The organism is Nocardia sp. NPDC051929, assembly GCF_044548645.1.
GTDB lineage: Bacteria > Actinomycetota > Actinomycetes > Mycobacteriales > Mycobacteriaceae > Nocardia > Nocardia sichangensis.
The window spans coordinates 16,019-42,900 of sequence record NZ_JBIUCG010000021.1; the positions used below are offsets into that span (position 1 = coordinate 16,019).

The window sequence follows — 26,882 nt, forward strand, 5'->3', positions numbered from 1 at the left end:
TGCTAGCGGGAATCGGCCACCATCGCTGGGGGTAGCCGCGACCTCGCACGACGACCTTGAGATCGCACAGCCGTTGCCGGGTCAACAGTTGTGGCAACTACCGAATCGGCATGTGGTGACGCGCGCCGAAAATCTTTTCGGTCAGCAGCACCGGTTGGCCGGATTGCGATCGGCCTCGGCATGCCGCTGCCGCCAGTACTCCCGCTCGGTCGGGATGGCGCAGCCGGGATGGCTGCGCCGCAGGTGCTCCACGTAACGCTGGTAGTCCTGCCCACCCAGGATCGAGTCGAACCACCAGACGCCCGCTCGGATGCCGTCGCCGCAGGCGCGGGCCGCGGCGCGCAGCCGGGCGCCGACCGGTCGCGCGGACCGATCGGCGCCCTGCTTCGCGGAGTCGCTCATTGCGCGTGTACGTGTGCCGCGCCGGAGGCGCGCGCCTTCCCGGTCGCGATCAACTCGTCCCACTCCTTCTGGACTTCCTTCTCCGCCGCGGTGGCGAGGAATCCGCTGGGCGCGAAGATCTTCGACGGCTGTTCGGGCGTCTCGGTGGTCGTCGACTCCCCGGAGCGCCAGGCGCGGAAGGCCACCAGCGCGCCCACCACTGCCACGATCAGTACCAGCACAGCGAAGATGATCGACAAAGTGCCCTGGATGAAGGTGTTGCGCACGATCGCGTTCATGTCGTCCTGGGTCTTCGCCGTCAGGCACAGCTTCCCGGCGTCCTGCGCCGCTCGGCAGATGCTGTGCTGTTTCCAGTAGCCGAGCTTCGGATCGGCGGAGAAGATCTTCTGCCACGACGCCGTCATCGTCACCAAGAGGTCCCAGACCAGTGGAATCGCCGGAATCCAGGCCCATTTCGTGAGGCCCTTCTTCACCACGATCACCAGCACGACGGTCAACGCGATGGCGGCCAGCAGCTGGTTGGCGATGCCGAACAGCGGGAACAGCGTGTTGATGCCGCCGAGCGGATCGGTCACACCCATCAGCAGGATCGAGCCCCACGCGCCGACCACGACGGCCGAGCACAGCCACGCGCCCACCCGCCAGGACGGATCACGGAACTTCTTCGCCGCGCCGCCGAAGTTGCCCAGCGCGTCGGAGAGCATGAACCGGGCCACCCGGGTGCCCGCGTCGATCGTGGTGAGGATGAACAGCGCCTCGAACATGATCGCGAAGTGGTACCAGAACGACTTCATGCTCGCGCCGCCCAGGAATTGGTGGAACACCTCGGAGATGCCGACCGCCAGCGTCGGCGCGCCGCCCGTGCGGGAGATGATCGATGATTCGCCGACATCGCTCGCGGCCTGGCTCAGCTCGGCCGGAGTGATCGCCGGACCGCTGAGCCCGAGGCTATTGGTGTAGGCCGCGGCCTTCTCCGCGGTGCCACCGGTGAGACCGAGCGGCGCGTTCATCGCGAAGTACAAGTGCTGATCGATGATCGAGGCGGTGATGATCGCCATGACCGCGACGAACGACTCCATCAGCATGCCGCCGTAGCCGATCATCCGCGCGTGCGATTCCTTCTCCAGCAGTTTCGGCGTGGTGCCGGAGGAAACGAGCGCGTGGAAGCCGCTCAGCGCGCCGCAGGCGATGGTGATGAACAGGAACGGGAACAGCGAACCCGCGAACGCCGGTCCGGTACCGCTGGACGCGAACGACGAGACGGCGGGCGCGTGCAGCACCGGCAACGTGACCAGGATGCCGACCGCGAGCAACACGATGGTGCCCACCTTCATGAACGTCGACAGGTAGTCGCGCGGGGCGAGCAGCAGCCACACCGGGAGCACCGAGGCGACGAAACCGTAGGCGATCAGCAGCCAGGAGATGGTCACCGGAGAGAGCGTGAACCAGTCCGCGCCCCAGTCGGTTTCCGACACCCAACCGCCGCCGACGATGGCCAGCAGCAACATGGCGAACCCGATCACGGAGACCTCGCCGACCTTGCCCGGCCGGAGGAACCGCAGGTACACACCCATGAACAGTGCGATCGGAATGGTCATGCCGATCGAGAACACGCCCCACGGGCTGTGCGCGAGCGCGTTGACCACCACCAGCGCGAGCACCGCCAGCAGGATCATCATGATCACCAGCACGCCCACGATGGCCGACCAGCCGCCGATCACGCCCAGCTCGTCGCGCGCCATCTGCCCCAGGCTGCGCCCGCGCCGCTTCATCGAGACCCACAGCACCAGGTAGTCCTGCACCGCGCCGGCCAGCACCACGCCGACCACGATCCAGATGGTCCCCGGCAGGTAGCCCATCTGCGCGGCCAGCACCGGACCGACCAGCGGCCCCGCGCCCGCGATGGCGGCGAAGTGGTGCCCGTAGAGCACCCGCCGGTCCATCGGCATGTAGTCCTTGCCGTTCTCCAGGATTTCGGCGGGTGTGGCCAGGTCGTCGCGTGGATTGACGATCTTGCGTTCGATGAACCTGGCGTAGAACCGGTACGCGATGATGTAAGTGCACACCGCCGCGATCACGATCCACACCGCGTTCACCGATTCGCCGCGTGAGATGGCGAGCACCGCCCACGCTATGGCGCCGAGTGCGGCGATCCCCGCGAAGATCAATTTCTTGGCCGGTGTGATCGGGGACTTGTCGACCACGCCGACGGGCGGCAGATCGGGATCGGTCCGCAGATATTCGATTGTCGCCATCTGCCTACTCTCCTGTAAAACGCGCAGGATCTTGCTCAAACACGTGACAACGTAACCGATCGATGATCGCCGTCGTGCCGATTCCGGACGTCGGACGCGCACCGTGAAATATTGTTCATGTGTCGGCCGTCACCATGTGATTGCCGAACGTATGCTGCCATGCCGTTCGAGAAGCTCCACATCCGCCCTGGAGGAGGGCTGTGTTGCGTGCGAATCCCGTCGCCAGGGTCCGTCGCCGGACGCTGCTCGGGTCGGCGCTGGCCGCGCCACTACTGGCGAGCGGCGGCTGCGGCTCCGACGACGACGCGTTGACCTTCTTCTTCCAGGCCAGGCCGGAAGAGGCCAGGGTCCGGCTGACGATCATCGACGAGTTCCGGAAGCTGCATCCCGACATCAGGATTCGCACCATCATGTCGGGTCCGGACCCGCTCCAGCAGATGCTCACCTACTGCGCGGGCGGGAAATGCCCGGACGTGCTGATGGCGTGGGAGCTGACCTACGCGGGGCTGGCCGAGCGCGGGGTACTGCTGGATCTGAACACCCTGCTCGACCGCGATCCGCGGTACGCCGCCCAGCTGCGCGCCGACTGCTATCCGGCGCTGTACGACACCTTCACCTACGCGGGCGGGCAGTACGCCCTGCCCGAACAGTGGTCCGGCGTCTTCCTGTACTACAACCGGGAGCTGTTCGACGGAACCGGGATCACTCCGCCCGCGCGCTGGCGCGACGCCTGGTCTTTCGACGAGTTCCTGGCCGCTGCCGAGGCGTTGACCAGGCATGACTCGTCTCGCACCCGGTGGGGGTTCGCCGACGCCTGGGTGCCGTACTTCTCGGCGGCCTGCTTCGGCATGAACAACGGCGCCGAATGGTTCTCGCCCTCGGTGCGTCCGACCAGGACCAACCTCGGCGATCCGCGGTTCGCCGAAGGATTCCAGTTCTACGCCGACCTCGCCGTACGCCACCGCGTGGCGCCGAAAGCCGCCGACACGCTTTCCGTCTCGGCCCCAGACCTGTTCCGGCGGGGCCGGGCCGCGATGGCGCTGGGCGGGCATTGGCTGTATTCCGAATTCGCCGGGCACGACGATCTCCCGATCGACATCACGGTGCTGCCGGTGGGCCCGCACGGCGGTCCCGGCGCGATCACCGACGTCGGCAGCACGGGCCTGGCCATCGCCGCGGGCAGCCCGCGTGTCGAACAGGCCTGGGAATTCGTCAAATTCGCTACCGGACCGGTGGGTCAGGAGATCATCGCCGCGTCCGGGCTGTTCGTCCCCGTGCTCCAGTCGGCGATGAACTCACCGGGGTTCGCCGCCGCGCACCGGGAGATCCGCAATCTCGAGGTGTTCACCGCCGGTCCGGCCAATTCCCGCCCGCTGCCGATCACCCCCGCTTGGGGGAAGGTGTCCGCCCTGCTCGAACGCGGCTCCAACCGAGTGCTGCGCGGCGCCGCCACCGCCGCCTCGTTGGACGGCCGTTTCGCCTCCGACGTCGACGCGCTGCTGGAGACGCCATGATGGCAGCGCGGCGATCGCAAACATCGGGCAAAGCGGGGGTCGCCTCCCGATTGGCGCGGCGGCGCGAGCGGGCCGGTTGGGCATTCGTCGCGCCCAACGTGGCGGCCGTCGCGGTTTTCTTGTTGTTCCCGTTGGGTTTTTCGCTCTATCTGAGTTTTCATTCGTGGGACCTGTTCAGCCCCATGCGATTTGTCGGTGTGGACAACTATCGGCGGCTGTTCGCCTCGGACCCGTTGTTTCTCATCGCATTACGCAACACGGCCGTTTTCACGCTGCTGACCTTGGTGCCCACGGTGCTGATCGGACTCGCCGTCGCCGCCGCGCTGAATCGAAAATCGGCCGGCATAGGCCTATTTCGCACCATCGCTTTTCTGCCGTTGGTCGCCTCGGCGGTCGCCATGGCCGTGGTGTGGCGGTTCCTGTTCACCGACGACGGGCTGCTCAACGTCGCGCTCGGCTGGATCGGCATCGACGCGGTGCCCTGGCTGACCGACCCCGACTGGGCGCTGGTCTCGCTCAGCATCGTCACCGTGTGGAAGAGCGTGCCGTTCGCGACGGTCATCCTGCTCGCCGCCATGCAAGGCGTACCGGAGACGCTCTACGAGGCCGCCGAGATCGACGGAGCCGGGGCGCTGCGGCGATTCTTCGCGATCACCGTGCCGCTGATCCGGGGGCCGCTGTCGTTCGTCTTCATCATCACGATCATCAATTCCGTGCAGGCGTTCGACCAGGCATACGCGCTGACCGGCGGCAACGGGGGGCCGGAGACGGGTACGTACCTGCTGGGGATCATGCTGTTCCAGAATGCGTTCGGCTTCTACGAGGTCGGGTACGCCTCCGCGCTCGCCTGGGTGATCTTCGCGATCCTGTTCCTGTTGACCCTGGTGCAACTGCGGATGGCCCGGCGGTCGGAGGTGGAACAGTGAACACCTACGAGGCGGTGCGGCGCGCGCTGCCGGTTCGACGCGACCGCGCGTTCGTCGCGATCGGCCGCGTCGACCGGGCTATCGTGCGGCGAGTGGTGCGCGGAACCGCGATATACGCGGTGCTGGTCGGCATCGCGTGGTGTGCGCTGCTGCCGATCCTGTGGGCGGTGTCGGGCTCGCTGAAACGGGACGGCGAGATCGCCGATGCGGCGTTCCTTCCGCAGCGGCCGCAGTGGTCGAACTACGAGAAGGTCTTCGATCTGCTGCCGATGGGGCGGATGCTGCTCAACACCACCATCTACGCGCTGTGCGTCACGGCGGGGCAGGTCTTCTTCTGCTCGTTGGCCGGTTATGCCTTCGCGCGTCTGCGTTTTCGTGGGCGCGACATGCTGTTCCTGGCCTACCTCGCGACGCTGATGGTGCCGTTGACCGTGACGGTGATTCCGCAGTTCCTGCTGATGCGGGCGTTCGGCTGGGTGGACACCCCGTGGGCGATGATCGTGCCCGGCCTGTTCGGCAGTGCGTTCGGCACGTATCTGATGCGGCAGTTCTTCCGCACGCTGCCCGAGGAACTCGAGGAGGCCGCCATCCTCGACGGCTGTTCCACCTGGCAGGTGTACTGGCGGGTGCTGCTGCCGCACACCCGTCCGGCCCTGATGGTGCTCGCCGTGCTCACCTGGATCACCGTGTGGAACGACTTCCTCTGGCCGCTGGTCATGATCCAGCGCGACGACGTCGCCACCGCGACACTGGGACTGGTCCGGCTGCAAGGCCAGTACTACACCCAGTGGCCCATCCTCATGGCCGCCGCGGTCGTCATCTTGCTCCCACTGCTGCTCATCTACGCGGTAGCCCAGCGCGCGTTCATCCGCGGCATCGCGATGTCGGGCTTCGGCGGGCGCTGAGCGGGTGTGCTCGGTTCGCCTGTCGTCGCCGATCCCGCGGCTGCGCTCTGCGAGGAGGCTTCGTCCCCAGGCCGATCAAGCGCCCCAGTAGGTGCCGAAGCTCCACAGATTGCCTTCCGGGTCGCGGACCGTGAAGCCGCGTGAGCCGTAGTCCTCGTCGCGCAGGCCACGGACCACTTCGGCGCCCGCGGCGGTGGCGCGGGCGAACAGCGCGTCGGGCTCCTCGCAGACGAGATAGACCGAGTTGGTGCCGGTCGGGCGGGTGCTGAACGGGCTGTCGTCCTTACCTGCCGAGCCGAACATGACACCGCCGCCCAGCGGCCAGCGCAGTTCCGCGTGCTCGACGATCGATGGGTCGTCCTCGCGGGCGTAGAGCGCGGCCTCCCGGAAGCCGAACGCCTCGATCAGGAAGGTGGCCATCGCGCGGGCATCGCGGAAAACGAGCGTGGGCCAGACGGCGGTGCGGGTGCTGACTTCTGTCGGATTCGTCATGCCTTCATCGTCATCCGGCGGACTCGTCCGGGGCTTGGACGGATGGAATCTCCTCGGCCAGCCACGCGGTCGGGCTGGTTCCGGCGAGGTCGGCGAAGTCCCGATCCAGATGAGCCTGGTCGTAATACCCACACGTGGCGGCCACCTGGGCGATGGTGACGTAGGAGGGCGTGTGCGCCAGCATCCGGCGCGCCTGTTCGAAGCGCGTGATCCGGGCCGCGAGTTTCGGGCTCAGGCCGAACTCGCGCTTGAACCGGCGCGTCAGATGCTGTCTGGTCCACCCGACCTCCGCGGCGAGCGAGCCGACCGCGATTCCGCCGCCGGAACCGACCACCGCACGCCACGCCCAGGTGAGTTCGGGACCGACCACACGGACCGGATCGGCCAGCGCCGAGAGCACCCGATCACAGACACCGAAACGCTCCGGCCAGCTCGGCGCGTACTGCAATCGCTCCCACAGCTCCGATCCGACAGGTCCGACGACGTCGGCGAATTCGACCGACGTGTCCCACAGCGCCGCCGCGGGCATGCCGAACAAGGTGCGGCAACCCAGCGGCGTGAGTGACACGGCCACACCTTCCTGACGACCGTCGTGCGCGATCAGCGCCGTGCTCGCTTGCAGGCCGCTCAGCACACACCGATAGTTCTGGGGCGACTGCCGTGGATCCGTCTGCTCGACGACGTCGATCGTGGGCCCGATCGCGACGATGAAAGTCATGTGCCGCGACGGCAACCCACGATGCATCCCCGCCGCGAACCCGGACATGCGATAACCGACGTACCGGTCGATGAACGAGGCGAGCGTGGGTGCCGGACGCGCCGTCACCACCTCGGAGGTCGGCTCCATGCGGTCACGCTACGCCGGGGGACCGACAGGAGTGCCTCGAGAGTTGAAGCGCGCGGACGATCGTCCAGTCCAGCGCCGAATCACGGACGACGTGCTCCGCCGCGGACGTGCCGGCCAGGCTGTGCCGCAACAGCGGGCACAGGATCAGCGGCTTCACCACGAAGCGGGGAACCGATCGTCGCCGGGTGCGGCGACTCGGGCGCTGTTGCTGACGATGACCATCCGCGCGAGGTCCGCCATAGCCATCGCCTCGATGATGGACCGCACGGCATCGCCGCGGACCCAATGCTCCGGCTGCTCTCCGCCGGTCTCGACCAGCGGTGAGATGTACCACTACAGCGTGTAGTGGACTGTGATCACCACCCGCGATCCGGTTACCGTTGCGCCTCCTGACGATTTCTGGAGGTGTGATGCGGCGGGTGCAGTACGAGCGCAGCGGTGGTCCCGAGGTGCTCGAGCTCGTCTCGGTCGAAGTCCCGACACCAGGGCCGGGTGAGCTTCTGGTCCGTGTCGAGGCGGTCGGGGTGACCCTGCCGGTGGTGCGGAAGGTGCGTGAGCAGCGCGAACCGATCGCGTTGGGCGGCGAGATCGCGGGCGAGGTGGTCGCGGTGGGCGAGGGCGTCGACCGATACGGGCCCGGCTACCGCGTGACCGGTCTCGTGTTCGGACACGGCTACGCCGACTACGCCCTGCTCTCGGCTGCCATGGCGTCGCCGATTCCGGACGGTGCGTCGGCGGTGGACGCGGTCGCGCTGGTGCGCAGCGGCCTGGTGGCGCTCGGTGCGCTCAGCGCCGCATCGCCAAGGGAAGGGGAGTCCGCCCTGATCACCGCCGCCGCGAGCGGCGTCGGCCACCTCGCGGTCCAGTTGGCGCGGGTCCGTGGCGCGGCGCGGGTGGTCGGCGCGGTGTCGGATCTCGCGAAGTCGGAGTTCGTGCGGGAACTCGGAGCCGACGACGTGGTCGAGTACGGCCAGGAGTCCTGGGGCGCTCCCGCCGACTACGTGCTGGACGCCGTCGGCGGCGATCTGCTCTCACCCGCGATCGCGGCGCTGGCTCCCGGTGGCCGGTTGGTCGCCTACAGTTCCGGCGGCGGCGCCATTCAGGCCTACGACCTGCTCGTCGGCGCGAAATCCGTCATCGGCTTCCAGATGGCCCGCATCGCGAAAACCCAGCCCGACGTCTACGAACACTGGCGCCAAGAACTCTGGCAATACTTCGCCTCCGGCCAACTACGTCCCGCCGTCCACGCCGAATACCCCCTCGACCAAGCCGCCGCAGCCCACGCCGCCATCGAAGCCCACGCCAACCTCGGCAAAGTCGTCCTCATCCCCTGAAACGGGCCGCGAGGGGCACATGGCTGCGGCGAAGTCCGAGAGACCCCTCCGCCATGTGCCACTCGCGGGAGAGCCGGGTCGGCGCGCCGCGTAGACTCTGTTCCTCGTGAGTCTCACCCTCGGAATTGTCGGTCTGCCCAACGTCGGCAAGTCGACGCTGTTCAATGCGTTGACCAAGAACGACGTGCTCGCCGCGAACTACCCGTTCGCGACCATCGAGCCGAACGTCGGCGTGGTGCCCCTGCCCGATCCGAGGCTGAACAAGCTGGCCGAGATCTTCTCCTCCGAGCGGATCGTGCCCGCCACCGTGTCGTTCGTCGACATCGCCGGCATCGTGAAGGGCGCGTCCGAGGGGGCGGGCCTGGGAAACAAATTCCTCGCCAACATCCGCGAGGCCGACGCCATCTGCCAGGTGGTACGGGTGTTCGCCGATGACGACGTGGTGCACGTCGACGGCCGCGTCGACCCGGGCGCCGACATCGAGGTGATCGAGACCGAACTCATCCTGGCCGACCTGCAGACCCTGGAGAAGGCGGTCGTGCGGTTGGAGAAGGAAGCGAAGGTCAAGAAGGACCGCAAGCCGGTCGCCGACGCCGCGAAGGCCGCGCAGGAGATCCTCAACAACGGCACCACCCTGTTCGCCGCGGCCGACACGGTGGACACCGAGCTGCTGAAAGAGCTCTCGCTGCTCACTACGAAGCCCTTCCTCTACGTCTTCAACGCCGACGAGTCGGTGCTCACCGACGAGGCGAAGGTCGCCGAGCTGAAAGCTTCCGTCGCCCCGGCCGATTCGGTCTTCCTCGACGCCAAGGTCGAGGCCGAGCTCCTCGAACTCGACGAGGAATCCGCCATCGAGCTCCTCGAATCCATCGGCCAGACCGAACCCGGCCTGCACGCCTTGGCCCGCGCCGGCTTCCACACCCTCGGCCTGCAGACCTACCTCACCGCGGGCCCGAAAGAAGCCCGCGCCTGGACCATTCACCAGGGCGACACCGCCCCGAAGGCCGCCGGCGTCATCCACACCGACTTCGAACGCGGCTTCATCAAGGCCGAAGTGGTGGCCTTCGACGACCTCGTCGATGCAGGCTCCATGGCCGCCGCCAAAGCCGCGGGCAAGGTCCGCATGGAAGGCAAGGACTACGTCATGACCGACGGCGACGTGGTCGAGTTCCGTAGCGGATTAGCCTCTGCGAAGAAGTAAGGCAGCGCGCGTATCGCTGCTGGTAGAGAACCTGCTGAGCCCCTATCCGGTGTCCGGGCGGGGGGTCTGTCGTTTCGCTGGCACGGCCATCTGGCCGGTTCGGTCACCGTGGTATGCGGCAAGACAGTGCGTTTGCGTCGGTTTTCTCGACGAGCCGGCGCTACAGCTGCTGCCGCAGTAGTTCGGCCCGACGGGAGGCTCGGCGGCGAGCCTGCCCGGGCTCGTGGCCGGAACCGTCACGGTGTTCCTCCGGTAGTGCGGTCTGCTGGCTGGCTGGTGCGTCGATGAGGTCGGTGGAGCTGGCCAGGGCTTCGTAGAGCCAGTTGTGGGCTCGGCCAACGGTGACACGAGTTCCGAGGAACTGACCGGTCAGCGCCCAATAGCGATGAATCCGGTGGTCGGCGTCGGTGGCGTCGATCATCATTTGCTCGCGGAAACGGCGGGTGTCGCGTTCGCCGCGTGCGCTGGCGTGAGCGATGACGAACCGATCGAGTTCGTTGCCTCGATGCGGCTGGACGCCTTCGGTGACGAGTGACACCACATCCACCATCACCTCGCCCACCGCGACGTACAAAGCGTGAGCATCATGAATCAACTCCGGCCGACCTCGCCAGTATTGCTGCCGCACAACTCTGATCACGTCGGGGTCGGCCGCGAGAGCGGCCAACTCGGCATATGCCACAACTTCGTCGATGGATGGATCATCGGGCGGCTGCGGGACGTTCCAGCACACCCACGGATCGCTGGCGGATCGCGGTAGCGGTGTGAGGATGCGCCGCCAGAAGCGGACGAGGCGATCGTGGATCGCAAACCCGTCCTGCGCGGCAGCCAGCAATGCCAATCGCGCACTCCGCTGTGGCGAGGGCGCCGTCTCGATAGCCCGCAGTGACGCCCGCCGCCACGCCAGTGATCTCAATTCGACATCCAGTCGTGCACTTTCGGCGCCGATGGCTTCTGTCAGCGACCGTTCCCCGTGCAGCACATGGGTGATCGAATCGAGGCCGAGGCCCAGAATGCGCAGCCGCCGTACCAAGAGCAGTCGTTCGGCGGCACTGTCAGGGTCGAACATTCGATGTCCACCCGCGCTGCGTTGCGATTCCAGAATGCCTTCGTCGCAGTAGAACCGGATCGTTCGCACCGCGAGCCCGGTCCTGCGTGCCAACTCGCCGATGCTCACCAGCGCACCGGATCGTGTGTTGTCCGTCACAACCTGTTGAACCTCCACCCCACTGGAGCTCTTAGCGTACTGGCACTGACTCTCGGCTTCAGCGAGGCACAGGGCCTCGGGTCGACGCAGACAGGTGGTTGCATCGGGAAAGGGTAATTCGTGGCTACTACGCAGGAAGAAATCGTCGCTGGCATCGCCGAGATCGTCGAGGAGGTCACCGGTATCGACGCTGCAGACGTGGTGCTCGAGAAGTCGTTCGTCGACGACCTCGATATCGACTCACTGTCGCTGGTTGAGATCGCCGTACAGCTCGAGGACAAGTACGAGGTGAAGATCCCCGATGAAGACCTGGCGAGCCTGCGAACTGTCGGCGATGCGGTCAACTATGTCCAGAAGATGGAGGCCGAACAGCCGCAACTTGCAGCGGAAATGGAAGCGAAATTCAAGGAAGGCCAGGCGAATTGAGCAGCAGGGCCGGTTCGTCCCTTTGGGGAGGTGGTGCGCCGGTGATCGCTGATCCGCAATTGAACCCCGCCGCGGTCGAGCTTGGCAGCTTCTTTCGGCAGCCGCCGGAAGCCGTGTGGCGTGCGTTGACCGAGCCGGATTTGCTGCAGCGGTGGTTGCTGCGACCGACCGGGTTCGCTGCGTCGGTCGGGACCCGCTTCCGGTTCATCATCCCGGAATCAGCCACCGAGCAGATCCTCTGTGAGGTGTTGGCGGTCCGGCCATACGAGCAGCTGACCTACAGTTGGGACTATCCACAGGCCGAGTTTCCCGCCCGGTGGGTTGTCGACTGGATGCTGCAGACGCAAGGGCGGGGTACACGACTTCTGCTGACACAGACAGGGTTCGACATCAAGGATCGGCGCCAGCGGATGGTGCGCAACGCCGTCGAGCGCAGTTGGAAACGGTCCGTTCTGCCGCGGCTCGGTGAGGTGATCCACCACTGAGTCGCGGAGTACGGAGAGGGGCGAACCTACCTCCGATCGCACCGCGAAGTGCACTCGAATCGGCATGAGCGCGCACTCGAGTTCGCTAGAGTCAGCCGGGCGGTGCGGCCGGAGCGTCGGATCTCACGAGCCGCCGGCACCGGTTGGGTTGAGGAGAGGCGCAGAGGTTATTCTGCTTCGGAACGTGACGCGAAGTGTGAGCAGAGGGTTTGACGTGCCGATATGGGATGTCAATGGGGTCGAATTCCGCAGCGGATTAGCGTCTGCGAAGAAGTAGGGCAGCGCTTGCATCGCTGCTGGTAGCGACTCTACTGAGGCCCCCCTCCGGTACCGGGTGGGGGCCTCAGTCGTTTCGCCGGCGCGGTGCGATGGCCGACCTCGACAGCACGGTATACGGCATTTCCGTGCGTCCTGATCGCGATCAGTTCGATCCGAGGGCAGCTCTGGCCGGAAACACAGCGCCCATCCGGTCCCGACGGCGCAGTGAAGATTATTTCGACCGCGGCGATGAGTTTTCCGGACCGCCCCCGTCCGTACTGGTGAACGCGCCACCAACCCGGCGCGGCCGACCCAGAAGGAACAAGAAATGACCGCCGTCACCGCCACCCAGACCACCGCCGCCGTCCACCCCGGCAAGATCCGCAACCGCGTCCTGTGGACCCTGCAGATCGTGCTCGGTCTGTTCTTCATCATCGCCTCCGGCGGCCCGAAGCTCGTCATCCCGCAGACCCTGATGGAAAACAACGCCACCGCCTTCTCGATCCCGTTGGCGCTGCTGGTCTTCATCGGTCTCGCCGAGGTCGCGGGCGGGATCGGACTCATGGTGCCCCGCCTGACCGCGGCCGCCGCGATCGGCCTGGCGATCGTCACCTTCCTCGCCGCCGGCTTCAACGCGTTCCTGGCCGACACCCCGGAATTGGCCCCCTTCCCGCTGGCGCTCACTGCGATCTTCGCCTGGATCGCCTACGAACGCCGGGCCTCGATCGCCGCCCTGCGCGCGCTGATGAAGCGATGACCCGTGCGTAACGCCCGGCTACCGGCGGCGCCCAGCCGCCGGTAGCCGCGTTGTGCGTTACGGGGACGGTCCGGTCGGGTTGGTCGGGCTGTCCCATCGGAGTCGCGGGGCGGACGTCACCGGATTGGGCCGCCCACCCCGCGACCCTCCGAATCATGTGATGACAGTTGTTGTTTCGCGGCGGAGGGTGTGGTGCCCAAGCCCGACGGGCGAGCCTGTGCCGTGTGCGGCGAGTCCTCTCCTCGCTCGTCCGGCACCGTTATGGGAGGTGGTACAGGATGTTCGGCGCGGCAGTCGGTCTCGCGCCTTGTTCGACCGATATGCGGCAGATGAGCGTGTTCGCGGATGAAGGAGTCCGTCCTTGTCGCCGGTGTGTGGAACTATTCGCGATGGATCGACAATTTATGAACACGGATAGGCCGAACTGGATGACGCTGGCACGCGATGAGGCGTTGGCGCTACTGACAGACTCGCTCTCGGCGCGGCGGCGACGCGGCGCAAAACGGCTGCGCGCGCTCGCAGACCCGACAACAGCGGCCCAAGTCCGCGCCGCGCTCGAACGCGAAGTGCTGGACAAACGCACCTGGGAGACGCAGTACCAATTGATCATGGCGCTGGGAACGACCGGCAGCCGCGAGGATGTCGAACTGTTGAAAACACTGGCGTTGCAACCTCGCTCGGCAACCATGGTCAACGCTGCTCTTGGCGACGCCATCGTCCGCCTGGGTCGTGACGTCGACAACGACCCAACCCCCGCCATGTGGTGTCTGCAACAAGACGTCGAACTTCTCGCTGACGGCGCGCTGCGCGCGGTCGCGATGCTGCGACTGAACTTCCACGACACCGCGGTCGACGCCGTCATCGATTACGCCGAGGCCAGTTTCCACGATCTCAACCACAAGTTCCTGGCGTACTGGCCAGCGGTCGCAGCAGCCGGTTGGTCCGGGCCTCGTGTGCGGGCGTTTCTGACCCGATGCTCACAAGATGGCCGCCAGATCATCGCCGAAGCCGCCACGGACGCCCTGAACGGTCGTTACGGAAACTACGTGAGCGTGCTGTAGTTGACGTGGAACCGAACGCACGCAACCTCCGGCGGCGAGAGCGGTTATCGACATGAGCGCGCACTCGAGCTCACTAGAGCGAGCTGGGTGATGCGGCCAGAGGGGCGGTCTTGGGTCGCTGCCGGCATCGGTCGGATCGGGGGTTGTGTGCAGAGGTTATTCGGCTTCGGGACGCGAGTCGGGCCCCGAGTAGGGCGTTTGACGTGCAGCGATGGGAGTCGATAGCGGTCGAGTTCCGTAGCGGATTAGCGTCTGGGAAGAAGTAGGCAGTTCTGTTTGATCGTTGCTGGTAGAGACTCTGCTGAGCCCCCGGAGGCCCGGGTCGTTCGCCGGTTCCTTTAGATACTGGCGTTCCGCCGGCACTAGCGGGAATCTATCAGTCCTCGGCATGAGTCCAAGGTGCACGCCTCCATGCGGTGGTGTCCTCGTCAACGCTGCTGAGGAATGCGCTGAAATCTGATGCAGCTGATCCAGCCGTACCGTCCGAAGTGTTGTATTGCGTTCTCCAGGCCAGAGGGTCCTTGCCCAAGTGGGATACGGTGCTGAAGTTGAGGTTGTAGAGGTGCTCAGCGGTGAGAGCAAAGTGTGGGCGACCGCTTGGGCTGGACGTACGCTGCCAGATTTCCCCGCACTCAGCCGACGACTGTAGCGTCGCGACGAACGTGGCGGGGGCGTTGACACGATCTGCGAAGTCCCACAACTTCGTAAGATCAGACTCGCGTAGCCCGAGGGCGGTCGTCTTGCACTCACCAACGATCCACCGTCCGTTCGAAAGAATTACGGCGACGTCGGCTTCGGCAACGACTTGCTTGCTTTCGGCATCAACGAGCTCAAGGCCGGGATATGCGCCGAAGACGTTCCGTGGCCCCCCGCCGACTCTCCCATCCCATACCTCGCACAGATAGCGCAAAGCGAGGACATGTGAGAGTACGTCGAAATTCATAGCCCGCAGCAGTGTTTCCCCGGCTCGGTAGCGGATCTGTGCGGTATCGAGACCAAGCGGGTCTGGCACCACTTGCCCGCAGCCATGGCAGATAAGCTCAGGGACGGCATCAGCAAGCGGTCTCCATTGCTTGTGGCTGCAGTTTTCGCAAGAGGACTGGAAGCCGCGCAGTAGCATGCCTCGCCGGTTGGCCCACTGGATCCACTCATTTCCCGCTTCTCGACTCAGTTTTGCAATCGTGCGGATCTCGTTGACGGTCTTGTAGCCGACATCTTCGACGTCTGGCTTCGCCAGCGCCTCCTCGAGGCGGCTTTCGAGGAGGCGGTAGCGGTCGTTTTTTGTCTCGGCATCGTTCTCCACCTTCAAGAACTGGCGGAGCTGCTTCTTGACGATGCTGCTGCTCCGGCCACGGGTAAGTTCGCCAAGGAGTATGGTCACAGTTGGGCATGCCAACCTGGTAATGCCTGGCATGCCGCCAATCATTTCAATCAACTGTGCCGCCGCACGACCAGGCACCGAGCGGCGAACAGTCTGACTCTGATCACGAGCGAGGGCATCCAGAACCTCTAGCCCGCTAGGGTGAAACACCTCTAAAATATTGTCATTGGTCGAGGTCTGCGCAATGTAGCCATGAAGGTAGCCATGGTGCGGGTAGCCGCTACGCCTCAAGGTACGGCTTGGCGGAAGGTAGCTGTCGGTGACAATTGTCGTGACTCTGCTCCAACCACCCGCCTCTTTCAGTGCCGCGCGACCAAGCGCCTCGATTTCAGTTGGAACAAAGCGCGGTATCTCTGCGCGCCCGTTGGTGTAGTGAGCAGTGTCCGTAACATGAAGTTGGCAACCACCGAGCGGGCGCAAGACTTCTGACGCCGATGCCACTTCGAAGCGGGTGTTAGTTACTAGCTCCTTGAGGAGATCGGAGTCCACGCTTGCTGAGATGACTGCCATGTCGCCGCCAGCAAAGCCCCAATGTCGTTGTGCTCCCATATGCTGCCAGCAGCTTAGAGCGGCCGGCACGTCGGCAACTGCTGGAACCGCGAGCGGGAATCCACGGCGGAAGCCGTTCAATGCACGGAGGTACCAGAGTAGGGCGAGGTCCTCAACACTGTCTTGTTCATAGACCACGACAACATTAGGACCGAAACGCCAGCTTTCTGCCCACTCCCGGAGGCCCATAGAATTGGAGTACGGAAACCCGAGATCGACTGGTGCCTCGGTGTATCCAAGCCGACTGAGTGTAAGTTCCACGGCAGTCATGGTGTTCGGTTTACGTAGGCGATTGAGGATGTCAGCCGGTCCAGTCGTCCCGCTGAACTGCTTGATGGGGACCACACCGTCATAGTTGAAACCGGCCGCGATTCCGTGCCACTCTCGTCGATCCTCCGTCACCTCTGGAGGATGATCGCCGAAGGTGCCGAGATATGAGAGGTACCAAGGATCGTCAGGTGAAACGCCACGCGCAGTTTGGACTGTCACGTGGTTGGTGGGGATGGGCAGATCCATCAGCATACGTAGCAAATAGAGCCCTGTCGGGGTGTGCGTGAAGTAGCCGTATCCGAGTTGGGATTGTGTGTCAACTAGGTCCCTCTCGTTGATCCCGTCGACCGGACTACGATCGACTAGCTGGACCCAGAGATCATCGATCGGCTGGCCAGGGTTTATCGGCACCAGAGGCATGTATGCGCCACCCCAGGAGTCGCAAAGTGAGACAACCACTTCGCACGCACTGGCAAAGTTGTCCCTGGCAACAATCTGGGCCGGTGTAGGTGGACGGAAGAGTCTTTCGATCGAATACGTGCCGTTGAGCCGGTCATTCCGCAGCAGAGGCCAACTGTCATGCATACGCCAACTCTTTCATTGGAGTGGCCCACTCGTGCGTCGATCGAGGGAACCAATGCGATGTCAAAGGGTGTCGGGCCCTTGCGTGCGCATCCGCCCGGCTGAGGTCTAGATCTTTCAGGCACGCGACGTTGTCGTCGACGAGAGCGTTCTCGTCGAAGCGGTCACCGACGCGCTAGGCCGCTACCTGTACCCATGCGAATGACCGACCTCGTTCCGGCCGGCACCGAACCGCCTGCCGCGGCGTGTAGCAGTTCCACCACCGTGCGGTTTGCTGCATCGGTCGGCTACCACGAGAAGGGACATTCGGCGACGGAATCCGTGCCGAAGTCGACGTGGTCCCCCCTTCAGCATCAGCAGTCATTCCTGACGCGGGAGGCGCGCTACCGCAAGTTGGCCTGTGGCCAGGTTGGGCCGCTTGGGCTGCGGTCGGATCAGTTGTGGCGTAGTTGGTTTGAGGCCCGGCGCCCTGGTCTAGGTGTGGCAGATACTGTTGCCTGATCTCGCTCCGAGGTGGACCCCTACTGGTGCTGGCGGCCGTGGGCACGGCAGGCAGGTACAGACGTTATTCGGCTTCGGAACCGGAGTTCGTTGTGGACCGGGGGTTTGACGTGCGGATATTGGATGTCAAGACGGTCGAGTTCCGCTTCAACGTCTGAGGCGCTGCGAAGAAATAGGGTAGCGCGCACATCGTTGCTAGTAGAGACTCTGCTGGGCCCCCGTCCGGTATCTCGGGTGGGGCCCAGCCGTACGGCCGGGCTGCGCGCCGGTCGGTTCGGTCAGCGCGGTATGCGGCTGAAGCGGATGGCCGAGAGGTCGGCCATGTCCGGGCTGTTGACGACCCGCGTGGTGGTCGACCCTTCCACTGCGGATGACCACCGCAGTCGCCGGTCCGGTGCTTGCGACGACCCTGGAGATGAGGCGTGATGACGAGGGAAGAAGGCTTCGATCGTCGGATCGAACCGTTCCGGACGGAGCTGCTGGCGTACTGCTACCGGATGCTGGGCTCGGCGCACGACGCTGAGGACCTGGTCCAAGACACGTATCTGCGGGCGTGGCGGGCGCGGGAGCAGTACGACGAAACGCGCAGCTCACTGCGCACCTGGCTCTACCGGATCGCGACCAACGTCTGCCTGACCGCGCTGCAGACTCGCGGCGGCCGACCGCTGCCATCGGGACTGGTGGCCGCGGCGGATCCGCTCGGGCCGTTCGTGCGGGGAGAGCACGCCGCCTGGCTGCAGCCCTTACCGGATTCGTTGCTGGACAACGCCGATCCGTCCGCGACCGTGATCGATCACAGCAGCCTGCGCTTGGCATTCGCTTCCGCCCTGCAGCACCTGTCGGCGCGTCAGCGCGGTGCGCTGATCCTGCGTGAGGTGCTCAGCTTCTCCGCGGCCGAGACGGCGGAAATTCTCGGCACCACCGTCGTATCGGTGAACAGCTCCTTGCAGCGGGCGCGCACCCGCCTGAAAGAGATCGGGGTCGGGTTGGAACGGGTCCGCGAACCGTCCACGACCGAGCAGCGCGCCTGGGTCGAGCGCTACATGACGGCGTTCGCGCGCGCCGACATCGAGGGCCTCAAGCGTCTGCTCACCGAGGACGTGATTATGGAGATGCCGCCGATGCTCAACTGGTTTTCCGGCCGCGGCAACTACGGCCTGTTCATGGAATGGGTCTTCGAGGCGGCCGGGAAGGACTGGGTTCTCCAGCAGGTCGCCGCCAACGGGGGCCAACCCGGATTCGCCGCCTATCAGCGCGTCGGTGGCCGGTACGAACTGCACACGCTCCAGATCTTCACAGTCACCCCCGAGGGCATCAGCCGGAATTCGGTGTTCCAGGATCCCGAGATTTTCGCGGCTTTCGGCCTGGCGGCCCGACTCGACGCCTAGACCCGAGAATTTCCTTCCAGCGGCGCGATGAGTTCTGATGCCGCCGCCGGTATGTATTCCCGAGGTCGCCGGAACACTGCAGGCGATCCGACCACCAAGGGAGACTCCGATGTCGAACCATCGCGCCGCAGACGAGGCCGCGATCCAGGCCGTGCTGGCTGATTCCTACAAGGCGTGGGAGGCGGGCGACGCCGACGCCATGGTCGCCAACTACACCGTGGACGCGACTGCCATCATGGCGGGCTCGCTCCGCGACAGTCGTGAGGTGATCCGCCAGAGCATGGCGCTGGCCTTCGCAGGGCCGCTCGCGGGCAGCTCAACCTACAACAAACAGCTCAGCGTCCGCTTCATCGGCGAGGATGCCGCGATCGTCATCAGCGAATCCGCCATCCTGTTCGCCGGCGAGACCGAAGTTCCCACCGACGAGCGCAAGGTGAACGCGACGTGGGTCCTCGAGAAGCGCAACCATCAGTGGCTGATCGCCGCCTATCACAACAGCCCGGTACTGGCGCCTTCCCAGTGAGCCGCGGCGTGAACCAGCCACCGCACTGACTGGACGGCCCTCATCCGCCGATGTGGATGAGGGCCGCCCGTCGCAGGGTGTATCGCGCCCTCGCGCTGGCGCTGCGAAGAAGTAGGGTAGCGCGCGTATCGCTGCTGGTAGCGACTCTGTTGAGCCCCCATCTGGTATCTGGTGGGGCTCCGTCGTTCCGCCAGCACTGCCCGCCAGCCGGTTTCGATCAGCGCGCTATGCGGCTACTTAAGACTGGGGGTAGGGCTTGATCCGGCCCGGATCGGGTCTAGGTGCCCGGTGGGGCTAACTGTGGGTTTGGTATCGGCCGTCGGCGGCCGCGGTGAGTCGGTAGGCCAGGGCGCGTACGGCGTCTTTGAGGGTGTCGGGGTGTTCGATGACGAACGGGCGATTCAGGCCGGCGAGGACTGGGGGAATCCAGTCGAGTTGTTCGGCCCGGATTCGGACCCGGACCCACGGGCGGGTGTCGGCCGGCGGTGAGTCGATCTCGTGCATGGTCGCGATCGTCGCGGGGAGCAGCGGGCGGACCTGGCTGAGCGTGCCCTGCACTCGGATCGATACCTCGTGCCGGTAGGGCGCCGTGGCAAGTGCGGACAGCAGGTGAGCTGCCGGCTCGAATCCGGTGGGCGGAGTGAACGTTCCGGGCAGTGTGGTCACCGCGGTGATCCGGTCCAGCCGGAACTGGCGTAGTTCGTCGCTGTTGCTGTCCTGTCCTGTGAGGTACCACCGGCCGGAGTGGTCGACGAGCCCGTAGGGGTGCACGGTCCGCTCGCTGGGCCGCCCGTTTCGGTCGGTGTAGTCGATCGCGACCGGTCGGTGCTCGCGGGTGGCCTCGGCGAGGCGGAGCAGGACGGCGGTCTCGACAGCGGCTTCCGGGCGAGCGTCGGCGGTGAACTCGGCGGTGTTGATCAATGCGTCCAGCCGGGCCGTCAGGCGGGCGGGCAGGACGCGGCGGAGTTTGGCCGTAGCGCTGTCGGCTGCGCGGGCGGAAGCTGTCGATCGGTCGGCGCCGTGGTTGGTGAGGAGTCCGAGTAACACCGCCACCGCCTCGTCGTCGGTCAGCATCAGCGGCGGCATTCGGTACCCGGGGGCGAGCTGGTAGCCCCCGTAGCGGCCCCGAGCCGATCGGACGGGGATATCCAGGTCGGTGAGATGGGTCACGTATCGCCTGACGGTGCGTTCATCGACGCCCAGCCGTCCGGCCAGTTCACCGACGGTATGGGTACCGCCGGCCTGCAACAGCTCGAGCAGGGCCAGCACGCGGGCGGTGGGGCGCGTCATCGGGAAATTCTCGCATCTATACCGGGCGGAAACTGTCCGGTATCGACTCTACGGTGGCATGCGGCGGCGGAACTTCCGCCTCATCCGACAGCAGGAGCACACAATGAAGCTAGTCTCGATCCGCCTGATCACCGATGACATCCAGCGGTTGGTCAGCTTCTATCAGCACGTGACCGGTGTCGAAGCGACGTGGGCTACACCGGATTTCGCCGAAATCGTCACACCGGCCGGCGCACTCGCGATCGGAAGCACCCGCACCGTGGCGCTGTTCGCGGCAGGCAGCGCGCGCCCAGCCGACAACCACACCGCGATCATCGAATTCCTGGTCCCCGATGTCGATGCCGATTACCGACGGTTGCGGGATGCGGTCGAGGATTTCGTCAACGAACCCACGACGATGCCGTGGGGGGAACCGGTCGTTGCTGTTCCGCGATCCCGACGGCAACCTGATCAACCTCTTCACGCCGGTCACCGCGCAAGCCGTCGCCAAGTTCGCTTCTTGACATCCGCTCATCGGCATGAGCGCGCATCGAGTCGACTAGAGCCAGACCCGTGAAAGCGGAACCTCGATCGGTGATGGGGCGGCTCCGCCCGATCCGCGCTGCGGCTAGATGGGCTGGCGGGTTTCGTCGAGACCGGCGATGCCCTCTGCGAAGCCGACGGCGGGCTCGTACTTCAGCTCGCGGCGGGCCAGGGTGATGTCGTATCGCCTTGGCAGGGCCAGGAATTCGATCTCGAATCGGGTCAGTGGCGGACGCCCGGGCAGCGGCAGGGTGGACCAGAGCCATTCGGCGGCCCGGGCGAGGGCGAATAGCGGCCCGGACGGGACCGACCGAGTCGGCATCGACGCGCCCTGGGCGGCGAGCACGCCGGTCAGAAACTCGCGGACCGGCATCGGCTCGGCGTTGGTGATGAGGTACGTGCCGCCGGGCGTGCCCTCGCTCAGCGCGGCGGCGACAGCGGCGGCGACGTTGTCGACGTGGACATGTTCGAAACTTGCCATGCCGTGATCGATCAGCGGCAGCTTGCCGGCGCGGGCGCGGGTGGCCAGGTCGGCCAGCTGCCCCGAACCCGGACCCCAGATGAAGGTGGGCCGCAGCACGATAGTCTCGATCACATCCGCGTGCGTGCGGATCAGGTGTTCGGCGGCGAGTTTCGCTTGGCCGTAGCGCGAGCTGGGCACGGCCGGGGTGGGCTGGGATTCGGTGATGTCGAGCAGCGGCCGGCCATCCTGCAGCACTGATTCACTGCTGATATAGACGAATCGGCGTACACCGTGCCGCACGGCCGCAGCTAGCACATCGCGCGTGCCCTCCACGATCGCCTCATCGAGGGCACGCTGAGGAGCCCACGTCGACACCAATCCCGCCGCATGAACGACGACGTCGATACCGGCCAGCCGATCTTCCCAGGCCGCCACGTCCTCGAGGCTGCCCGGCACGACGGTTACCTGCGGAATGCGCCTGCCCGTGCCCCGGACCAACGTCGATACGTCGTGTCCGTCGGCCACCAGCCGATGCACCACACGTTGCCCCAAAAACCCGGTCGCACCCGTAAGCAGCACCTTCATCCCTATCTACCTTTCTCGAAAGTAACTTGACCGGTCATCATAGTATGATCGTAGCTTGACCGATCGGCATAGTATTCTGGAGACATGCCTCGTCCCCCGTCCGATTCCCGGCCGCGCCTGGTGGCGGCCGCCCGCGAGTTACTGCAACGCCAGGGCTATCAGGCCACCGGGCTCAGTGAGATCGTCGCTGCCAGCGGCGCCCCCCGGGGCTCGCTGTACTACCTGTTCCCGGGCGGGAAGCAAGAGCTGGCGGTCGCGGCGATCGAGGAATCCGCGGACGAGTTCACCCGGTTGATTCGGGAAACTGCCGCCCACGCGCCGGATGTGCGCTCCTTCTGCGAGCAATTCGCCCTGCACTTGAGCCGCGGACTCGTCGAATCGGGCTATCTGGGCGGGTGCCCGGTCAGCACGGTCACCCTCGATTCCGCTCCGCGCTCCACCGCACTCACCCTCGCCTGCCGTGACGCCTATCGGCAATGGCGCACCGCCTTGACCCAGGCGCTGGTGCGGTACGGCATTCCGGCGGCGCGCGCCGAACGGCTCGCGGCACTCATGCTGTCAGCGGTCGAGGGTGCCATGATCATCGCTCGTGCCGAATGCTCCACCGTCCCGCTGGACGACATCCACCTCGACCTGGCCGCTCTCGCGATCGCAGCCACTGATTCCACTGGGACCCAAACGTCCAGGGCGACCGAAGGATAACCTTCGGAACTCCAGATTCTGTCGTGCGTCTTATGGGACTGTCGCGGAGTGATCGGGCCCTCGCCTCGACCGCGGTTCCGAGCATCCTGTACTGCCGAATTCGCTTTCAGGTCAGAGAAGTTCAGCGCGATAGGCTTTCGGTCATGAAGCGGCCAGACCAGAGCTCTCCGCCGACCTACGATGAAGCGCTGCGAATCGCGCGCGATCTGGTGCGGGATCCCGACACTCTTGTCCCATACCCCCACCAGGGGCTGGAGAATGCTCGCTACGGGCAAGGTTTCGCGTTCTTACAGACAATCGGAACCGACCGCGGCGAGATGGACGGCTACGTCCTGGTGACCACGACCAGTTACGGCAGCGGGCTACTGTCCGCGAGCGGAGACACCATCGAATCGGTAATCGCCGAACACTTGTCCCAAGCCGAACATGCCAACAGACACATCCCCGACAGCGAACTGTCGGTGGCGCACCGCCTGGCGCTCGAGGCCTACGACGGCGGCCTCACACGCATAGGCGAGATACCCCGGAGCGGAGCGATCGCTCCCGAGGTAGCCGACTACGCCGAGTTCCTTCTAATCGGACTGCGGCGCAGGGGCGTCCGAGGAGACTCGGCACGCAGCATCTTCGCCCGCAATGATTTCCTGATGCAAAGTCCGGCCGCTGGGCGTCGATACACGCAACCCTGCCCGCACTGCGACCGGCCGACGATCTATGAGGAACGCTACCCCCGCGCGGTCTGCGATCACTGCCTGAGCCGCACCACCGACCACGCCGGGCGCCGGGTCAGGGGTTTCAACACCAGTATGAGTGGCGGGATGATCTGCTACTACGCGGATACGCTCGAGCACCCGGACGGCTCCGGCTCCCAGAAGGAGGAATGCGTCGAGACCACTCGAACCGGGGCATGTTTTATCGACGGACACCCCGCGACCATGCAGGAGGCACGTTTCGGCGGGATCGTCGTCCAGATGGAGCCCCGCAAGTCGGCACGTCGGAGGTGGTTTCGGTAGGCCGAACGAGCCGTAGTGCCCGCATACCGCGTCGACCCAACCATCAGCACCCGTCAGCGGTGACCATCGTCGTGGGGTAACGGGTCGGACGCTGTGTCAGTCACCGTGTCAGGTCGGCATCAGTGCGCTGTCAGCCGCTCCGGACAAAGTATGCCCATCGAACAAAACGGGCCCGGATCGACACCGGTTCGGGCCACTGCCACAACGGTTTTCGAAGGAGCACAAAATGTCCGCCACCCTCACCCTGACCGACCAGGACAAGGCCACCGTCCGCTCTGCCGCCTACGGCGCGGTTTCCTTGCTCGCCGCCGCCTCCGATAAGCCCCACAAGGCCGCCACCGCCGGCTCTATCGCGTTGACGTCGGCGACCGGTCGGGTCGGGCACGTGCTGAACGCGAAGTCCAAGGACATCCACCTGACCGGCAGGACCGTCGCCGAGCTCGCCGACCAAGTGCTGCCGGCCCTGGCTGCCGCGGTGGCTCTGCTCGACCAGCAGGATCCCGCCGAGGCCGACAACTTCCGCAGCACCGTGCTGGTCGCCCTCGAAGCCGCTGCCGCAACGAGCCGCAACGGTCAGCCCGGCCCCGTCGTCGACGAGATGACCCGCAAGGTGGCTGCGGCTCTGCACGCCGCGTGAAAGAGCGGAGGCCAACCGCCGCGGGTCGCCGAATGAATCCCTGAGATTCCCTCAGCACCGTCGATCTCGGGAATACCGCGCTGACCGAACCGGCCAGCGCGGTATGCGGCATTTGCAGTGCGTTCGAAAGGTCAGGCCGATGATGTTCGGGCGTTTTGCACAACCGTGCGGCGGTGTGGGCAGCGTTCCCGATCTCGGACCGGCAGGAGCCGCGCTGAGCGTTGCCGCCTGCACCGGGGGAGCCGTCGCCGCCGCGCCGTAATGGTCGTTGCGCGATAGGATCCAGCTGCCCGGTTTCCGGCTCCGATGATCGTTGTTCAGTAAAGGGAGTCCGAGCGGATGGATCGCCGGAAGAAGGAAATCAGTCGGCGCGGTGTGTTGCTGGCGGCCGGAGCAGCGATCGCACTGACCGCATTGGCCCAGCCCGCGCAGGCGGTGACGATCACGCGGAAAGTTTCCCCGGGCCCGGAGGAGCCGGGGAGGCGGGCGGACCTGGCGGAACAGGCCATCGTGCAGCGGCACGTGCGCACGCTCTGGGGTCGGCCGCAGATGCGGCTGGGCACGCTCGTCTGGCCAGGGTCCTTGCTGGACCAGTCGTTCGCGCGATGGTGCTACTGGTGGCAAGCCCACCTTCTCGACTGTGCGGTGGACGCCGCGTATCGTGCCGGCACGCCCGAACGCATAGACCGGGTCGTCGCCATCGCACGCGGTATCCGTACCCGCAACCTCACCGGCTGGACCAACCGGTACTACGACGATATGTCCTGGTTGGTATTGGCACTCGAACGCGCCGACCGGCTGCTCGGCGTCCGCTTCGGCGACGCCGTCGGCGAGCTGCGAGCCGGTTTGATCGAGGGATGGAATCCGGACGTCGGTGCGGTGCCCTGGCGGTCCGGCGACGAGTACTACAACACCCCCGCGATCGGTCCGACCGGCATCGCTATGGCGCGTTCGGGCGAACTGTCGCGCGCCGGACAACTCGCCGATTTCCTGCACACTCGATTGCGCGACACCGCCAGTGGCCTGGTTCTCGACGGTGTCCATGAGCCCGGCGGACGAGTAGAGCGGACCGTCCACACCTACTGCCAGGGGGTGGCCATCGGGTTGGAGACCGAGCTGGCGCTTCGCACAGGTGAATCGCACCATCGCAGGCGCGTGGCAGATCTCGTCGCCGCGGCGGGGGACAGGCTCACCGACGCCGGGGTGATCGTCGCGGCCTCCGGCGACGACTCCGGGCTGTTCATGGGCATCCTCGCCAGATATCTCGCGGAAGCCGCACTGTCCTTGGGCGACACCACCGCGGCGAATATCGTGCACGCCTCCGCGCAGGCGGCCTGGAAACACCGCGCCGAGGTGGATGGGCTACCACTGTTCGGTGTGGACTGGACCCGCCCGGTCACGGTGCCGGCGCATCCGGAAACCTTTCCCCAGTTCACCCACTCGTCCGCCGCTTCGTCGGCGAACCTGAGCAGCGATCTCTCGGTACAGCTGAGCGGGTGGATGCTGCTCGAAGCGGATCACCAGCTCACCGCCGCGGGCCGCTGAGCCCATGGGGGAAGCGCGGCGCGCAGGGACTTCTACCGCTTTTACCTGGAAGCCAGGGAGCAAAGACTCGATCGGAGGTGCATCCTGCGGCCCATCGACATCGCCCGGGAACACGGGTTGTCCGCACAGGCGATCCGCAACTACGACGACGCGGGCATCCTCCCGCCGACCGAGCGCAGCGAGACCGGTTACCGGCGCTACACGCTCCTGCACGCGCAGGCGCTACGCGCTTTCCTGGCGTTGCGGGGTGGCCACGGGCACCAGCAGGCAAGGGAGATCATGCGCGCGGCCAACCGCGGCGATACCGAGTCCGCCTACCGGCTCATCGACGCCTCCCACGTCGCGCTGCTCACCGAACGCGACACACGCACCGAGGTCGCCAAGGCCTTGGGCAGTCTGTCCACCGCGATGCCGACTCCGGTCCACGGTCGACCGTTGACCGTGGGCGAACTCGCACGCCGAATCCGCGTGCACCCGGCGACCCTGCGCACCTGGGAGACCCAGGGCATCCTGCGCCCCGAACGCGATCGGGCAACGGGCTATCGCCAATACGGACCGGACTGCATACGCGACGCCGAGATCGCACGACAATTGCGCCGAGGCGGCTACCTGCTGTCCCAGGTCGCGCAGTTCATCGAGTCACTGCGCGAGGCAGGCGGAGCGGACGCGCTGCGGGCTTTCCTCGACTCCTGGCAGGACCGGCTGACCGCGCGCAGCCGCAACCTGCTCGCCGGCGCGGCCCAGCTCGATGCCTACCTCACGATGCTCGATCGCACACCCCAGGAATGATCCACAATCCGCGGAGCCGCGAGGACTGTGTCGACTCGCTCGGTGCGGCGAGTGGGGTAGATGCCGGTCTCCAGG

General features: G+C 65.8%; 24 protein-coding genes and 1 pseudogene. 17 read left to right on the top strand and 8 right to left on the bottom strand.

Going from position 1 to position 26,882, the window contains the following annotated elements; genetic code table 11:
- Positions 1-141: 141 nt before the first annotated feature.
- A complete protein-coding gene (locus ACIHAX_RS26870) occupies positions 142-312 on the bottom strand; it encodes a YbdD/YjiX family protein (RefSeq protein WP_355078664.1) in 171 nt (56 codons plus the stop codon).
- Between the two features lie 86 nt (positions 313-398).
- Complete coding sequence (locus tag ACIHAX_RS26875) at positions 399-2,657, bottom strand: carbon starvation CstA family protein (protein WP_397280238.1); 2,259 nt, start codon at positions 2,655-2,657, stop codon at positions 399-401.
- A 203-nt stretch (positions 2,658-2,860) separates the two neighbouring features.
- Between ACIHAX_RS26875 and ACIHAX_RS26880 the strand changes: the two genes are divergently transcribed.
- From ACIHAX_RS26880 to ACIHAX_RS26890, 3 genes are read left to right on the top strand one after another with little or no spacing between them, the layout of a single operon-like run.
- Positions 2,861-4,171, top strand: coding sequence for an ABC transporter substrate-binding protein (locus tag ACIHAX_RS26880; RefSeq protein WP_397280240.1), 1,311 nt, complete (start codon positions 2,861-2,863; stop codon positions 4,169-4,171).
- Positions 4,172-4,221: 50 nt separating this feature from the next.
- Positions 4,222-5,097: a carbohydrate ABC transporter permease gene (locus ACIHAX_RS26885; protein ID WP_397280363.1), complete on the top strand. Its 876-nt coding sequence runs from the start codon at positions 4,222-4,224 to the stop codon at positions 5,095-5,097.
- 59 nt (positions 5,098-5,156) lie between these two features.
- Complete coding sequence (locus ACIHAX_RS26890; RefSeq protein WP_397280365.1) at positions 5,157-6,002, top strand: carbohydrate ABC transporter permease; 846 nt, start codon at positions 5,157-5,159, stop codon at positions 6,000-6,002.
- Positions 6,003-6,077: 75 nt separating this feature from the next.
- Here ACIHAX_RS26890 and ACIHAX_RS26895 read toward each other — a convergent pair whose 3' ends face one another.
- Positions 6,078-6,494, bottom strand: coding sequence for a VOC family protein (locus ACIHAX_RS26895; RefSeq protein WP_364435275.1), 417 nt, complete (start codon positions 6,492-6,494; stop codon positions 6,078-6,080).
- A gap of 10 nt (positions 6,495-6,504) precedes the next feature.
- Entirely contained in the window at positions 6,505-7,341 is an 837-nt protein-coding gene (locus tag ACIHAX_RS26900) for a helix-turn-helix domain-containing protein (RefSeq protein ID WP_379255259.1), read from the bottom strand.
- 410 nt (positions 7,342-7,751) lie between these two features.
- On the opposite strand from ACIHAX_RS26900, the gene ACIHAX_RS26905 reads away from it, so the two are divergent.
- Both ACIHAX_RS26905 and ychF read left to right on the top strand, forming a co-directional pair.
- Positions 7,752-8,675: a zinc-binding alcohol dehydrogenase family protein gene (locus ACIHAX_RS26905; protein WP_397280243.1), complete on the top strand. Its 924-nt coding sequence runs from the start codon at positions 7,752-7,754 to the stop codon at positions 8,673-8,675.
- A 106-nt stretch (positions 8,676-8,781) separates the two neighbouring features.
- Positions 8,782-9,876 carry a redox-regulated ATPase YchF gene (ychF, locus tag ACIHAX_RS26910; RefSeq protein WP_397280245.1) on the top strand — a complete coding sequence of 365 codons (1,095 nt, stop codon included), beginning with the start codon at positions 8,782-8,784 and terminating at the stop codon, positions 9,874-9,876.
- A 160-nt stretch (positions 9,877-10,036) separates the two neighbouring features.
- Here ychF and ACIHAX_RS26915 read toward each other — a convergent pair whose 3' ends face one another.
- Positions 10,037-11,083 carry a MerR family transcriptional regulator gene (locus ACIHAX_RS26915; RefSeq protein ID WP_397280247.1) on the bottom strand — a complete coding sequence of 349 codons (1,047 nt, stop codon included), beginning with the start codon at positions 11,081-11,083 and terminating at the stop codon, positions 10,037-10,039.
- 120 nt (positions 11,084-11,203) lie between these two features.
- On the opposite strand from ACIHAX_RS26915, the gene acpM reads away from it, so the two are divergent.
- The 4 genes from acpM (at position 11,204) to ACIHAX_RS26935 (ending at position 14,070) form a co-directional block, all read left to right on the top strand.
- A complete protein-coding gene (acpM, locus tag ACIHAX_RS26920; protein ID WP_104364258.1) occupies positions 11,204-11,509 on the top strand; it encodes a meromycolate extension acyl carrier protein AcpM in 306 nt (101 codons plus the stop codon).
- 41 nt (positions 11,510-11,550) lie between these two features.
- Positions 11,551-11,994: an SRPBCC domain-containing protein gene (locus ACIHAX_RS26925; protein WP_397280249.1), complete on the top strand. Its 444-nt coding sequence runs from the start codon at positions 11,551-11,553 to the stop codon at positions 11,992-11,994.
- Between the two features lie 586 nt (positions 11,995-12,580).
- On the top strand, positions 12,581-13,009 hold the full coding sequence (locus ACIHAX_RS26930; RefSeq protein ID WP_397280251.1) for a DoxX family protein: 429 nt from the start codon (positions 12,581-12,583) through the stop codon (positions 13,007-13,009).
- Between the two features lie 428 nt (positions 13,010-13,437).
- Positions 13,438-14,070 (top strand): hypothetical protein, encoded by a 633-nt coding sequence (locus ACIHAX_RS26935; RefSeq protein ID WP_397280253.1) that lies wholly within the window; start codon positions 13,438-13,440, stop codon positions 14,068-14,070.
- Positions 14,071-14,446: 376 nt separating this feature from the next.
- On the opposite strand, the gene ACIHAX_RS26940 is transcribed toward ACIHAX_RS26935, so the two are convergent.
- Positions 14,447-16,855: a hypothetical protein gene (locus ACIHAX_RS26940; RefSeq protein ID WP_397280255.1), complete on the bottom strand. Its 2,409-nt coding sequence runs from the start codon at positions 16,853-16,855 to the stop codon at positions 14,447-14,449.
- Positions 16,856-17,778: 923 nt separating this feature from the next.
- On the opposite strand from ACIHAX_RS26940, the gene ACIHAX_RS26945 reads away from it, so the two are divergent.
- Entirely contained in the window at positions 17,779-18,741 is a 963-nt protein-coding gene (locus tag ACIHAX_RS26945) for an RNA polymerase subunit sigma-70 (protein WP_355078627.1), read from the top strand.
- Positions 18,742-18,778: 37 nt separating this feature from the next.
- A complete protein-coding gene (locus ACIHAX_RS26950) occupies positions 18,779-19,264 on the top strand; it encodes an SgcJ/EcaC family oxidoreductase (RefSeq protein ID WP_397280257.1) in 486 nt (161 codons plus the stop codon).
- 294 nt (positions 19,265-19,558) lie between these two features.
- Here ACIHAX_RS26950 and ACIHAX_RS26955 read toward each other — a convergent pair whose 3' ends face one another.
- Positions 19,559-20,554 carry a helix-turn-helix transcriptional regulator gene (locus ACIHAX_RS26955; RefSeq protein WP_397280259.1) on the bottom strand — a complete coding sequence of 332 codons (996 nt, stop codon included), beginning with the start codon at positions 20,552-20,554 and terminating at the stop codon, positions 19,559-19,561.
- A gap of 103 nt (positions 20,555-20,657) precedes the next feature.
- Here ACIHAX_RS26955 and ACIHAX_RS26960 point away from each other — a divergent pair.
- Positions 20,658-21,057 (top strand): annotated as a pseudogene (locus tag ACIHAX_RS26960) (VOC family protein).
- 104 nt (positions 21,058-21,161) lie between these two features.
- Here the strand turns inward: ACIHAX_RS26960 and ACIHAX_RS26965 are convergent.
- Positions 21,162-22,124, bottom strand: coding sequence for an NAD-dependent epimerase/dehydratase family protein (locus tag ACIHAX_RS26965; protein ID WP_397280261.1), 963 nt, complete (start codon positions 22,122-22,124; stop codon positions 21,162-21,164).
- An 84-nt stretch (positions 22,125-22,208) separates the two neighbouring features.
- On the opposite strand from ACIHAX_RS26965, the gene ACIHAX_RS26970 reads away from it, so the two are divergent.
- The 5 genes from ACIHAX_RS26970 to ACIHAX_RS26990 all read left to right on the top strand — a co-directional run bounded on the left by ACIHAX_RS26970 (position 22,209) and on the right by ACIHAX_RS26990 (position 26,807).
- Positions 22,209-22,826: a TetR/AcrR family transcriptional regulator gene (locus ACIHAX_RS26970; RefSeq protein ID WP_397280263.1), complete on the top strand. Its 618-nt coding sequence runs from the start codon at positions 22,209-22,211 to the stop codon at positions 22,824-22,826.
- 32 nt (positions 22,827-22,858) lie between these two features.
- Positions 22,859-23,836: a hypothetical protein gene (locus ACIHAX_RS26975; protein WP_397280265.1), complete on the top strand. Its 978-nt coding sequence runs from the start codon at positions 22,859-22,861 to the stop codon at positions 23,834-23,836.
- Between the two features lie 226 nt (positions 23,837-24,062).
- Complete coding sequence (locus ACIHAX_RS26980) at positions 24,063-24,473, top strand: hypothetical protein (protein WP_364435242.1); 411 nt, start codon at positions 24,063-24,065, stop codon at positions 24,471-24,473.
- A 339-nt stretch (positions 24,474-24,812) separates the two neighbouring features.
- Positions 24,813-26,018, top strand: a complete 1,206-nt coding sequence (locus ACIHAX_RS26985) for a glycoside hydrolase family 76 protein (RefSeq protein WP_397280267.1) — start codon at positions 24,813-24,815, stop codon at positions 26,016-26,018.
- Positions 26,019-26,102: 84 nt separating this feature from the next.
- Positions 26,103-26,807 (top strand): MerR family transcriptional regulator, encoded by a 705-nt coding sequence (locus ACIHAX_RS26990; protein WP_364435329.1) that lies wholly within the window; start codon positions 26,103-26,105, stop codon positions 26,805-26,807.
- Positions 26,808-26,882: the final 75 nt, after the last annotated feature.